This window comes from Halobacteriovorax marinus SJ, assembly GCF_000210915.2.
GTDB lineage: Bacteria > Bdellovibrionota > Bacteriovoracia > Bacteriovoracales > Bacteriovoracaceae > Halobacteriovorax > Halobacteriovorax marinus.
The window spans coordinates 1,370,911-1,383,707 of sequence record NC_016620.1; the positions used below are offsets into that span (position 1 = coordinate 1,370,911).

Here is a 12,797-nt window from a genome sequence, read left to right on the forward strand (position 1 = left end):
TCTGGGTCATGTTTTTATCTACTTTTAGTAGGGTAGGTTGGCCCACTCTGAAAGCTTTTCTTCGTCCTTAATAATGATGTGCTTACCATCTTGTTCAATAAGGTTTTCGTCTTTAAATTCAGAGATAAACCTGATTAATGTTTCATTGGCCGTACCAATCATTGTCGCCATCTCTTCTCTTGTAAGTTTAAGATTGAGTTTTATTCTACCGTCGCTAATAGCTTCTCCGTGTGACTTCGAAAGCACAATAAGGAGTTCTGCCAATCTCTCTCTCACATTCTTTTGATGAAATGAGCTGAGCTTAGTTTCGGCCTTACCCATATCGACTGAGAGCTTATTGATAATATTTAAAGAGACAGAAGGCTTTTCATTTATCATTTTTAAAATAAAGCTCTTGTCTATGAAGCAAACTTCAGAATCTTCAATCGCCGTTGCTGTCGCTGTATAGTGCTCTTCAGTAAATAGCGAGCGGTGTCCGATAATATCTCCACCGTGACAAATTCTTACGATTGATTCTTTTCCATCTGCACCAACCTTTGTGACTTTAATATTACCCTTTGAAATACAGAAGATACCAAATGGGTGATTTCCTTGTACAAAGAGGGTTTGTCCCTTTTTGTACTTATTAATCACTTTATGTTGGTCGACATCTTCAAGATCAAACCCATGGAGCTCACAGAAGATTCCACTTGAGTTTGAAGGGCAATTTTCACACTTTATAGGTGCTTTCATTTCTTATTCCTCATTAAAATTAGAGATACCTTTAATCTAACATAGATTAGTTTATTAAATATGATCTAAGTCAGATTATTGATTTATTATTCTAATATTTATTGCAATTTGTACACGCAATTTCAGTTAGATAGGTCATTTGTCTTAGACCATAGCCTTTGCCTTGGCATAAAACTTGAGTAAGATGTGCAAAAAATAGATACTCGGAGTTATAAAAATGCTTAGTGCAAGCGAAGCACATAATGAAGTTCTAGCGGCTGATATTGATAAAGAAATCTATAAGGTAATTACTAGAGAAACGACCTCTTCAAGAGGATATGTCTTGGCCCAAGATATTGTGGCCACTCGCAGTCATCCTCCATTTAATAGAGTGATGATGGATGGCATCGCAATCTCATTTGATGGTGTTTCTTTAAGAGAGTTCAAAAAACAGGGGATTGCTCGAGCTGGAGAAGAGTGTAAAAGTCTTCTAAGCAGTGATCACTGTATAGAAGTGATGACGGGAGCACCTCTTCCTATGGGATGTGATTGTGTTATTCCTTATGAGGAGATCATTGAAAATGAAAAGAGTTTTCTTTTAAGCGAAAGTTCTCATCCAAAGAGGAATCAATTCATTCATCCTCTTGGAGTTGACTATCAAAGAGATGACAAGCTTATCTCAAAGGGAACTCTTATTAACTCTGGCGCCCTCTCTATTATTTATTCTCAAGGACTCTCTAGTGTAGAGGTCTATCAGCTTGAGAGTGTTGCTATTATTAGTACTGGGGATGAACTGGTAGATCTAGGTGAGAAAGTTCTAGATCATCAAATCTATCGCTCAAACTCCTACGTTATAAAAAATGAAATAGAATCTTTCTTTACTGGGGCGAAAGTATCACTCTATCACTTCAATGATGATAAAGAGGAAATTCTAGAGGGCCTAGCTTCTATAGTTCAAAAGTATAAAGTGATTATTATCTCTGGGGGAGTGTCCAAGGGGAAGTTTGACTTTATCCCTCAGTGCTTAGAAGAGCTTGGAATAAAGAAAGCTTTTCATAAAGTTAGGCAAAGACCTGGAAAGCCACTCTTTTTTGGAAAAGGAGCTAGAGGGCAAGTCGTCTTCGGTCTCCCTGGTAATCCCGTTTCTTCTTTTGTGAATACGAGAAGACATATAATTCCTCTTTTACAAAAGTCTTTTTTGAATTCTGAAGTCACTACAGTCGATGTATTTTCTGATCGAGAGTTAGAATTGGGTTCTGATTTCACTTTCTTTATCCCCGCAAAGATAAGCTTCCTGGAGGGGAGAGTTGTGGCCTCTCCAAGACTTGGGCATAACTCAGGTGATTTTTCTAAGTTAACTGAAACTGATGGCTTCTTTGAAGTGCCAGCTCCTTTGGGAAGAATCGAGATGAATAAACAATATCAATTCTATCCTTGGGGTGGAGGCATTGGGCCTGTTTAACAAGATTAGAGGCCTGTTCATGGCCATGGGGCGTATAATTTGCTATATAACGCCTTTATTTTAAATGTCGGAGCATTAATGAGTAAGAGTGGATCTAACTTAATTACAAATATACTAAAAGAGGCGCAAGCCTACTCCTCAATGGACATCATTGAGTCTTATATTGAAAAAGGGGAAGACCTCTCAAATCTTCCTGTACAACCACTCTATACGGCGATTAAGTCCCTATCTACGGATCTTGTCGCTTCATCACTTTCAAAGTTTAGCCCTAAGCAAAGGCAAGTCTTTTTGGACCTAGATCTTTGGAAGAAAGATGATCTCGATCCAAACTCATTCTCATATTGGATTGATGTTTACTCTAAATGCAATGATGACAAGATAAAGAGCGAGTTTTTAAATAGTACTGAGTTTGCTCTCTTCTTAAAGGGAAGAATGAGTATTTGGACTTTTGATTCTGAAGATCCTCAGTATCCAGATCACGATTTTTACTTTCTTACAGAAGATAATCTCCTCCTCTTTGAATTTGAAGAGGACTATCCCTATATAGGAGAAGTTAAGCAATTCGTTGCAGACCTCTATACCGAGCATGGAGTTGAAGGAGCCTATCAGTATATCTTTAAAATTGTTTCTGAAGGCTTCTTAAATATGCAAGAGGAAGAGTACCGCTTTAAGAAGCACCGTTTAAATGATTTTGGTTTTGTGGATTACTACGATGCTCTTGAATTATGTAATCCTTTTCCAAGCCTCTCTCATATTAACTTCTTTATCTCAAAGAAAGAGGCCCACACGCCAAATATTGACCGCGAAGCTCAGAATCAGTGCCTAGATAATAACGCACTCATTGCTTTTAAAGATAGAGTTGATGAGCTGAGTGAAGAACTTTCCAAAGTTAACTCTCAGGAGAGACTGAGCTACCTACAATTTAATTTTACGAGACTTATTAATTCTAGCCTGACAGTGGAAGATGCTCTTAAAGATGGAGCGCTGGCCATGACTCGAATCGGGAAGAAGACTCTCGCCTATATGAAGCTAGGTTTTAGTTATATTTTAGAAAATACTAAAGATAATTCTCAAAATATCTTCGCCGATGAAGGTGTCTTTTCGGCCTTTGACTTTGTTGAGATTTATAATATTGGTCACTCGCTCATTCTTTTTGAACAAAAGAGAATTAAGAAGGCCATGGCCCAAAATGGCTTTAATGCAGAGAATGACACTTTTTTAGGAGAAGTGATTGGCACAATCTTAGACGAGTCTTTTAATGAGCCAGTTCAATTTATTAGCAACAAGATTGATAATACTAAGAACACAGTAGATAGCTTTGAGGAGCTTCTTAATCTTCAAAATGATATTTCACTCATCGGTGGAATACTTCCATTTGCGAGAGGGTTCTTTACAACATTTAAAGAATTAGAAGAGTCTAATAAGCTAATGGATGAGTATTACTTAAATTTCACTGTGGCCGATATTGATTTTGAAGCACTGCTTTTAAGTACATTTGTAAATTTCTCAAATGGAGTTAAGCTCGATGGGGACTCTGGAAAAATAGGTTTACTGGTTAGCGAACTTAAGAAGTTCTCTTTAGAGACTATGTCTAATCAAGGGACTTTAGAGAGCAAAATCAAAGAGTTTACTCAATCTTTTGGTTTAAGTAGTGTTCACAAAGTTGAAGACTATCTCCAAACACTTGTTCAATTCCACCTTAGTGGATATGATATAACACATCTCACTGAAGAAGAATTTCGCCACGTCGGTGGTCCTCTTCTTCTCAATATAGGGAGCAATTAGCACCCTTTTTCATGCGCTGCGAGGTGCTTAATGACATTATACTTAAGTGAAAGTGTCAGTTAAGCACCAGAATCACTTCTTATTTTTGGCACGCTAAATGCAATAACAATTTTTAAATGAAAATATTTCAATGATTGAATTAGTTTTTGTGCAAGTCGTAAAAAATTAGATATGACTTGGATCTTATATTTTGTTTAGTACGACTCTGACCATTTCGGAGTATTCACATAGAAGTAGAGGGAGAAAAAATGAAGCGTACACTTTTAGAATCGACAAAGAAATCCTTATTAGCATTAACTGCTTTAACTGTACTTGCTAGCTGTGGTGGCGGCGGAGGCGGTGGTGGTGGAGGTGGAAGCACTTCTACTTACGGGGCAAAGAATAGTCCTTATATCTCTGCTAATGGTTTTGTAAACGCTCTTAATGATGTTGATGGTTACTCTGATAATGAGCTTGTTAAAGATGAGTGGGATACAGTTAGATCTGACTGGGATGGAGAAGATTGGTTCGTCATCTATGATGCTGAATACGGAGAGTACGTAGCTGTTTCTTTACAATATATCAGAACGATTACTTATTATGATTACTATTCTTCAAACTACAACTTAGCTGATGAGTTTAGAGATATCCAAGATGATCATGACTTTTACAACGGTCTAATTGGTGATGGTTACGGTGATGATTATGAGATCGTTGATTATGAATACACTGATACTTGGGGAGAAGACTACTACCGTGGATTCGACTCTGGTTACCTATACGAAGATGGTGAAGAGACTACAGATGTTTCTTTAATGGCAGCTGAAAAAGAGAATAAAGAATTCTTCAAAAAAGCAGCTGATGTATCTTTTGCTTACTCAATTGATATGAAGACTTCACTTTCACTTGTTACGCTTGGAAGTAAAGTTGAGAAAATGATTGATAGAGCAAGTGGTGAGAAATTAACTCAAGAAGATGAGCTAGCTCTTGCAAATGATATCGAAAAAGTAACTGGTGCTAGCTTTGCTGCCTTCAATGAAGCTGCAAATAACCCAGAAGTAAAAGAAGTTCTTATCGAAGATATCGCTAAGAAAATCGGAACGACTGCTGATAATCTAGAGAATAGATTACTTCCAGAAGTTTTCGGAATTGATCTTTAATTAAAAGAAAAATATTGAACAGGGCCAATCGGCCCTGTTTTTTTAGCCACTTAGAATTATACACATCCACTAAATTTTACATACTATCTGGGGTCTAGTGACTCACTGTGTTACTGTGTGTAAATACTTTTTTTCTAGGAATTAATTTAGATGTATAAGCTGTTGAAAATACTTATTTTATCTTCATTTCTCTGTCACTTTGCGGGAGCAGCTGTCGAGAGAATACCACTAGATAGTTCTAGAATCCCAAGTAATGACCTTGTTCATCCAGAGTTAGGTGTCTTAGATGCTGAGCAAGCATGGCAGTTACAAAATGATGAAATTAACCCTTTAGATTTATCTAAACTAGATCCTCAGGCAAGTGCTGTTTGGAAGAATAAAGAAGATCTCTCACTGGATACGAGTTCTGATTATTTCCCAGTAACTACTAATGGCCTTATATACTTAGGAGTCATTGCCTCACAATCTGGCACTCTTAGATTTAGTGTTCTAGATGAAGGAACTGGAAATGTTCTCACTATAGTTATTGATAAGAACCTTCATACATTCTTTCTTAGAAGAAATTTACTTAGAAAGCTTGGTTACAATATTGGGCCTATGAAGTATGAGAAGAAAATCAATGTACGATTTAATTCTACCGAGGAAAAAGATCACTTCTTAGAGAGAGTCATTCCAGAGAATACTTTTGGAGCTCCTTCTAGGTGGTTAGTTGGTGATAGTGAATTTTCAATTGATCTTCAGGATGCGATGGTTATGCTTCCTGCTTATAATGAACATTACAATGTCGCTTTTGGAGTTCCGCCAAAGTCCCTGAAGTCGAGAACTCTGAGATCCCTTATCATTCCATATGCACTTTTAAACTTAGATGAAAGTGTTAATGTCTTAAGTTGGAAGGCCGCAAGAATTGAAGAAGAGTCAGTTGAGTTAGAGCATTTCACACTAGCAGATATGAATCCAACAATTGATGATGCAAAGTGGATGTTAAATAAAATTAAATTCATGACTAGAAGAGACTTTGAAGAAATTGTCTACGCTTCTCATTATCCAAAAGAAGTAGCAATGCTACTCGTTGAGAAGTTAATCTCTAGAAGAAATAGTTTAATGCGAGTATTTGCCATCGATATTGATGATATTACTTTTAATTCAAAAATTTCTAGTGGAGAGATTTTAAAAGAAGGTCGCTTACTTCAAGAGCGTTTTGAGGGATATGGATCAAGGTTTGCTTATGGTGATCCTGATTCTCCATTTAAGGAATTTAAGTATTCTCTATTAAGTAAACTTCAATCAGATGTTCTTGAGAACTTAGTCGGAAGGGCAAATAGAGAATTACAAGTTTTCGATATTAATGATGCTAGACTTGATTATTATAAAGAAGAATTTCAAAACGGCCTCGACCACTTTGTAGAGACAGGTGAATTCCTAGAGCAAGAGGTAGGAGCATGGGTTTCTCCAATTGTTAATGGGAGTTTAATCCTCTCAAGAGATGTTGTGGTAGGAAACCATCAAGGGAGTGATGACCTCGTTCAGACGGCCGATACATTTGGATACGGTGTCTCTCTAGGAGCTAATGTTGGTTTTGAAGGTCTTCCTGTAGGCTATTCAGCACTAATGAAAGGTGAAGTGAATTATGTCAAAACATATACTCACTTAAAGCCTGTTCAGTCACTAAAAGCTTCTTTAAAAGAACCTTATAAGAATATGGTGGTAACTCTATTTAAGAAAGACGTTCTTAGAGAGTTAGAGAATTTATCAAATATTGAAAACCTAAGTGACGAAGAAATTAGAGAAGAGAAGACAAAGGCCATAATTGATGACCTAAGTAAGAAGCTAGGTGTAGGCGAATCATTGGTAATCTCTGATCGATTAACACCAAGTTTTATGGCAAGAGGCGGATATTCTTGGGCCAATACTAAAATTTCATTAACCTTAAGTTCGAAGTCTGTTCTCGTTAAGAGAATTCATATCTACCGCTCTAGTGCTGATCTTATTCAAGTCTATATTGATAAGGGAGAGCTTGGAGAGCTTGGTTTTGTTCTAGGTCTTGATAATTATATTCCGATTACGAGAATCGACTTTAGTAGAGCAAAAGGGAAATATAAAGTAGAGCTTTATAATGTAAATATTGATTCTGATATCACTACTAATCCTGATCTCTATAAGGGAGCTTCCGCTCTTCATCAACTTATTCAAGATGGTGATAAAGAGTTATTAGAAAATTACCAATCTCCTTATAAGCTAGAAAATAATTTTAGAGATACTAGTACTAAGTACTCTTTCCTAAACTGGCGTCTTAAGAAGCTAAAGAAGAGAGGAAAGATCGAAATAACTACACCAGAGAACTATGAGACTCAATTTTATAAGTACACTCATGAAAAACAAGTTGGTGCAAATAACTGGGCCTTTGGTAGAGATATTGTAAATTACTATCTTAATCAGATTACAGAGTTTATTACACTTAGAAATGAACCATGGAAGAACCCGGCCAGAACATTCACAGGTGTGAGTTCTACACAGAGCTTTAGATTTGAGTCTCGTTTTCAAGATCAAGCAAGTGGAAGAAATAAGTATGCTGATTCATTTCTTGCAATGGAAGTTAGAAAAGAAGGCTGGAAAATCAAAGAGAAGAAATTAAAGAAAGTTATCAGAGAACTCAATGAGCAGTTCGGTGCAGATATCTTCTCTGACGATGATGCTAACGACGCTACAACACTTAAGCTCTACTCTATATTTGTTAATTTAAATATCTATGAAAAAGGTGTGTGGAATTTACTGAATTTTGACGAAGATAAAATTAAAGAGATGGCCAGAAGATATAGAAGACTTAATTATGACAGACGTCACTGTTCGGCCACTAGACTTAATGGGGCGCCGATAGCTAAGAAGATTAAGTGTGGAAATTTTCAAGTTTTCATTGATAAGAGAGATAAGTGTGAGTCTAAATTCAATAGTAATAAAGACAGTGCTGTATCATGCTTAGTCGATTTAGCGATTCTCTATGAGAGCTACTTAGAGTTTAAGCATTTTAAAGAAATTCTAGGTAAAGACAATATCTTTATCTATGGAAAGATCACTGGATTTAGAGAAGAGAGTGATATTTTAACTAAGCCAATCGATGGTAACTCACAAGGTAAGATCACTGGAAAGTATTGGAACGGTCCAGTTGAGGAAGTTAGAACAAAAATGAAAATGCAGGCAAATGAATTCAATGGCTCGTGGCTAAGGGAGAGTATCTAATGAAATCTCTTTTAATTTTACCATTACTTATTTTCTCTTCACTTGCCCATGGAAATGACCCTCTAAGTAGTATGCAGTGGGGAATAAAGAATATTGGTCAACCTATCTTTAGAGCAACGGGGGAGCTGACACGAGAGCTCGTTCGAGGAAAGCCAGGGGTCGATATTGCTATCCCATCTGACTTTGTTCAAAGTAAGAGAAAGGTTATAGTTGCAGTCATTGATTCAGGTGTAGATATTAACCACCCTGATCTAAAGGATAATATTTGGTTCAACCCTAAGTGTGAAGGGATGAGCGATGAAGATATTGCCAAGACTGATTGCTATGGTTGGAATTTCTTAGACGGAAACCCTGATGTTAGTGATGATATCGGTCACGGAACACATGTGGCGGGGATTATCGGTGCCGTTAAAGACAATGGTATCGGAATTAAAGGAGTCGCCGCCGATAATGTAAGTATTATGCCACTTAAGATACTCAACTCTAAAGTTAGTACATTTGTTTATGATAAGAAGGTTATTACTAATATTATAGCAGATGCTATTGCTTATGCTGTTAGCAATGGAGCTGAAGTTATTAATTTAAGTTTAGGTTGGCCTGCTCTTATCCATACTAAGAAAATTAGATACGCTATTGAAACGGCCATTAAGAGAAATGTTGCCGTTATTGTGGCCGCGGGAAATAACAATAAGAAACTTCCTGTTTATCCATGTGCAAATGATGAAGTTATTTGTGTTGGCGCTATGGATAATGTGGGAGAGGTTCCAGAGTTTTCAAACTTTGGTGGGAAAGTTGATATTATCGCTCCAGGAGAGAGTATTATTTCTACTTACCCTAGAGGTCTTGAGTCTAGAACTCTTAGAATTTCAGGCTATGAAATTAAGAAGGGATCCTCTCAAGCAGCACCATTCCTTGCAGGTATTGTTGCACTTTTAAAATCAAAGAATCAAAGTATGAGCTTTGATGAGATTAAGTATAGATTGTATAAAAGTGCTGAGAGAGACTTTTCGCTTAAAGATGTAAAGTACGGAAAAGTGAATGTTGAAAAAGCTCTTAGTCTAAAAACAGAAAAAGGTTTTCCTCTTTTTAAATTCAAAGGTCTGACAGAAGTTGGAATTAATGAAGATGGTAGTGTAAAGTTCTCCCTTCCGTATAGAGCGCTTTTGAAAGATATTTCACAATTAGACTTTAAGGTAGAACTTGAAGATAAAATAAACGGTAAAATACTTTACTCAAAGAAATTTGAAGTTTCGAATGTCTCTAGTGAGAAAGATCAAGCTGTTGTTATTGATACTGTTATTTCTAATTTCTCTACTTCATCTCACTTAGGACTTAAAGTTTATTACGAGGACAAGGTTAGCGCTCACGAGATAGCTCTCGTTAGAAATATGCTAGATATAGCTGAGAAAGTAAGTGTAAAACTACCTTTTAGAGACAGTGAAGTTCTTTTAAGCAATAATGGTCGACTTTCTTCTTCTCTTAGAAAGGTCGTCTCAAATAAGTTTAAGGGCCAAAGTTTAGATTACTACGTTAGAAGAAGTGCTAGTGCTGGAAAAACAAAGATTGATCTATCTAGGGTAACACTTTCAGATGTAGAGAGAATTCAATTTGAGATTGATGAAGTTGGGAAGATTGTTAGTATTGTAAAGAATGACTTTAATAATGATGGTGTTGAAGACTTTATGATTTACTCTCTCTCAAAAGAAGAGAAGCACCTTGTTCTTAGCTTTGTTACAAAAGAGGGGAGACCTCTCTATGGAAACCTATATCAATGGTACTTTGAAATATCTACTTTTGAAGGTCTTCCTTTTTTCAATGGTGACATTAAATTTGATTTCATTAATTACGATTTTTCTACATTTGGAAAAGTTAAGATACCAGTCTTTATGAAAGATTGGTCTATGCCTGAAGCGGATAATACTCTCGATCCTCTCGATAGAATTGATGAGAATTATATCTCTAAGAAGCCTTATTTATTATTACCAAAGATTAAAGCAAATAATGTTGAATTAGAGATTAGAACACTGGCCTCTGTTAAGTTCTTGGAAGAGGTTAGAAAGAAGTACTCTCTTCCTATTCGTGATGGAGTTCTATTTGATCAAATCGTTGAGCAAGATGAGTTCTCTTCTACTTTAACTGGCCTACTTATTTCTGGTAGAGAATTTAATAAGAGATACTTTCAAATTGAGTATGAGTCTGTTGATTCATATCAAATTACAGAAGTGGATTTCTATGGGTTAAGTCTAGAGTCTAATCGTACTCTCGTAACACGTAGAAATGAAAGTATTGCCAATGCCTCATTTGCGCTTAATACCAGAGAGGAGTTAAGGGCGATCTTTTGGGATTTTGAAGGGAATAAGAGAATTCAAAACTTCAGTACTGGAAGTTGGGGAGATATTATAATTGATATCTTCGATTACTCAAACCGTGATGGGCGTGATTTAATCTTATTAGAGTCTAGATACTTTATTCATGCCATTACTGGTGATGGTAAGTCGTCTAAACTTCCAATTAATAGAGAAAGTAGTTTTCCTGGGGTGAGCTTTTCAGAAACCTTTAAAAAGGTAAATGTAGAAACAAAGTCATCAAATGCCCGAGGTATCCTAGTGGACTCCACACTCATTTATGGAGATAGAATTTACTCCATGGTTCAAGATGGAGATGTCTTTTCTTCTCCAATATATGCGAGCTTTTCTTTACCAAAGAATTGTAAGTACTTGGACGTCGCAGAGTTTGAAGGAGTAGGTCATATCGTTGTTGCTTGTCATGATAGATTTCTAAGATCTACAATTGAGTTGATCCCACTAAAAGAGAGCGTTAAATAGCTTTTCAAGATGCTTATTAAGTGGGCTATACTCACTCATTTGAAACTCTACTAGATCTTTCTTGATTTGTTTTCTTTGAATATCTTGCTTTTTAAGTATGTGAGAAGTTTGATTAAAATTTTTATAGTTATTAATTTTTGTACCAAAGAATTTAGATAGCTTTTCAAGTCGATGAGCTTCATCTTCCAAGAAATTATAGAGTAGGTAGGAGTCGTTCAGTTTTTCGGCTTCTCTTTGTTTCTTCTCAACTTCGAGCTTCTCATGTTCATCAATGACTAAGTCCATGATTTCTTCAAAGCCTTTTATTTCATCTAATTTCTCTTTTGATATTAGCTTTTTCTTAACCATTAATCCCTCTGCTTCTCTTGTAAGGCGAAGGCCACTTCTTCATAGAAGTTGAGCTCTTTAGTTTGCTTGTAGAGATTTCTCTGATCATTGGCCGAGTCTCTAATGACTTTTTGGTTATCGTAGAGAGGCATATTGAGTACTTTCTCACAAAGAACTCCAACTTTGCTAAGTAAAAGTAGCTCTTTATTCTTTAATCGCTTTGACTTCTTAAAGTAATGTGATGGTAATTCATCTACTGAGCTAAATACACTTATAGTTGTTCCTCTAACAGGAGTTTCACTTACAATATAGAATGGGTATGGGAAGAGTGGATTCTTATGTAAGTCTTTTAGTGCTTGTTCGATATTTGTAATCGCACTTTCTTTTTCTTCATCTGTAATATTGTAAAGACTTGTGTACATGGGAAGAGAGCCTATTCTAGACTCTTTAAATTTCTCTTTTAAATATTCTAGAGAGAAATTATCAAGTACGAGTTCTTCATAAATTGGAATACGCATAAAAACCTCAACTTATTATAGCATTTTTTTAAAGGGGAAACATAGTCGTCACTTGTTGCCCAAATTTTAAAGAGTTAGAATAGAATAAAAGTATCTAAGAGGTAGAGATTGGATTTTCATTTTGCAAATTTACCAGATGACTTTACTCATCTTTTAAAGGTGAATATGCAAAGTTCTGGTAAGCATTTTTCTGATTTACAAAGTTATATTGTAGAGCGCAAGGGTCTCTATCTTCTCTTTAGACAAATTTTCAAAGATATTGATAATAGTGGCAACGTTGAAAAGGTTCTAAAGTCCGCAGGCTGGCACGGCATTAGAGATCGTCTATGCTGTCTGTATATAGAGAATTTAATAAATGGTGAATATCCCAGCTCTGTTCAAACTGGAAATTGCTACGGAATTCTTGGCTTTGAAGATATTTTAAAACCATACTCTATTGGGGGGTACTCTAGGGCCTTCTTACTGGGCTTTTACTTGAAAATGTCTTCTATTGAGCAAAATCTCTTAGGCAAGTCTACAGGAGCCATTAATTTTAATATTCATGAGGTGGTAGAGATTCTCTCTATATCCAGTGCTAGGACTGTTAAGATTGATTTACTTGTTATTTTAATTAAGCACTTAATTGACTTTTTTGGAAAGGATCAACTCAAAGAACATATAGGGCAAGGGTTAAAATACAAAGACCTTTATGAGCGTTTGAATCTCGAACAAAAGAGTCTAATGGTAAATAACTTTCTATCTTATGGAAGTTCAATAAACGAAAAAGAAATATTTATTATGGAGCATATAGGTTAGC

The 12,797-nt window shown here is 36.0% G+C and carries 9 protein-coding genes; 6 read left to right on the forward strand and 3 right to left on the reverse strand.

Annotated features, from left to right (window positions below):
* Nucleotides 1-24 precede the first annotated feature (24 nt).
* Nucleotides 25-732 (reverse strand): Crp/Fnr family transcriptional regulator, encoded by a 708-nt coding sequence (locus BMS_RS06715; protein WP_014244053.1) that lies wholly within the window; start codon nucleotides 730-732, stop codon nucleotides 25-27.
* A 217-nt stretch (nucleotides 733-949) separates the two neighbouring features.
* On the opposite strand from BMS_RS06715, the gene BMS_RS06720 reads away from it, so the two are divergent.
* The 5 genes from BMS_RS06720 to BMS_RS16855 all read left to right on the forward strand — a co-directional run bounded on the left by BMS_RS06720 (nucleotide 950) and on the right by BMS_RS16855 (nucleotide 11,156).
* Complete coding sequence (locus BMS_RS06720) at nucleotides 950-2,173, forward strand: molybdopterin molybdotransferase MoeA (protein WP_014244054.1); 1,224 nt, start codon at nucleotides 950-952, stop codon at nucleotides 2,171-2,173.
* Between the two features lie 78 nt (nucleotides 2,174-2,251).
* Nucleotides 2,252-3,958: a DUF6178 family protein gene (locus tag BMS_RS06725; protein WP_014244055.1), complete on the forward strand. Its 1,707-nt coding sequence runs from the start codon at nucleotides 2,252-2,254 to the stop codon at nucleotides 3,956-3,958.
* Nucleotides 3,959-4,206: 248 nt separating this feature from the next.
* Nucleotides 4,207-5,097 (forward strand): hypothetical protein, encoded by an 891-nt coding sequence (locus BMS_RS06730; RefSeq protein ID WP_014244056.1) that lies wholly within the window; start codon nucleotides 4,207-4,209, stop codon nucleotides 5,095-5,097.
* A gap of 150 nt (nucleotides 5,098-5,247) precedes the next feature.
* Nucleotides 5,248-8,331, forward strand: a complete 3,084-nt coding sequence (locus tag BMS_RS06735) for a hypothetical protein (protein ID WP_014244057.1) — start codon at nucleotides 5,248-5,250, stop codon at nucleotides 8,329-8,331.
* Nucleotides 8,331-11,156: a S8 family peptidase gene (locus tag BMS_RS16855; protein WP_052590605.1), complete on the forward strand. Its 2,826-nt coding sequence runs from the start codon at nucleotides 8,331-8,333 to the stop codon at nucleotides 11,154-11,156. Before BMS_RS06735 ends, BMS_RS16855 begins: the two co-directional genes overlap by 1 nt.
* Here the strand turns inward: BMS_RS16855 and BMS_RS06745 are convergent.
* Together BMS_RS06745 and BMS_RS06750 are read right to left on the reverse strand one after the other, a co-directional pair.
* Nucleotides 11,136-11,504, reverse strand: a complete 369-nt coding sequence (locus BMS_RS06745) for a hypothetical protein (RefSeq protein WP_014244059.1) — start codon at nucleotides 11,502-11,504, stop codon at nucleotides 11,136-11,138. The two genes, BMS_RS16855 and BMS_RS06745, sit on opposite strands and share 21 nt — an antisense overlap.
* Nucleotides 11,504-12,001 carry a hypothetical protein gene (locus tag BMS_RS06750; RefSeq protein WP_014244060.1) on the reverse strand — a complete coding sequence of 166 codons (498 nt, stop codon included), beginning with the start codon at nucleotides 11,999-12,001 and terminating at the stop codon, nucleotides 11,504-11,506. The genes BMS_RS06745 and BMS_RS06750 overlap by 1 nt, the downstream gene beginning before the upstream one ends.
* Nucleotides 12,002-12,109: 108 nt before the next feature.
* Between BMS_RS06750 and BMS_RS06755 the strand changes: the two genes are divergently transcribed.
* The gene (locus tag BMS_RS06755; protein WP_014244061.1) at nucleotides 12,110-12,796 is read left to right on the forward strand and encodes a hypothetical protein; all 687 of its coding nucleotides are present in this window, start codon (nucleotides 12,110-12,112) and stop codon (nucleotides 12,794-12,796) included.
* The last annotated feature ends 1 nt before the right edge of the window (nucleotide 12,797 follow it).

Excerpts from the sequence above, each read along its gene's own strand:
- BMS_RS16855 (WP_052590605.1), top strand. The coding sequence starts at position 8,331 with ATGAAATCTCTTTTAATTTTACCATTACTTATTTTCTCTTCACTTGCC.
- BMS_RS06735 (WP_014244057.1), top strand. The coding sequence starts at position 5,248 with ATGTATAAGCTGTTGAAAATACTTATTTTATCTTCATTTCTCTGTCAC.
- BMS_RS06745 (WP_014244059.1), bottom strand. The coding sequence starts at position 11,504 with ATGGTTAAGAAAAAGCTAATATCAAAAGAGAAATTAGATGAAATAAAA.
- BMS_RS06715 (WP_014244053.1), bottom strand. The coding sequence starts at position 732 with ATGAAAGCACCTATAAAGTGTGAAAATTGCCCTTCAAACTCAAGTGGA.
- BMS_RS06725 (WP_014244055.1), top strand. The coding sequence starts at position 2,252 with ATGAGTAAGAGTGGATCTAACTTAATTACAAATATACTAAAAGAGGCG.
- BMS_RS06750 (WP_014244060.1), bottom strand. The coding sequence starts at position 12,001 with ATGCGTATTCCAATTTATGAAGAACTCGTACTTGATAATTTCTCTCTA.
- BMS_RS06720 (WP_014244054.1), top strand. The coding sequence starts at position 950 with ATGCTTAGTGCAAGCGAAGCACATAATGAAGTTCTAGCGGCTGATATT.
- BMS_RS06730 (WP_014244056.1), top strand. The coding sequence starts at position 4,207 with ATGAAGCGTACACTTTTAGAATCGACAAAGAAATCCTTATTAGCATTA.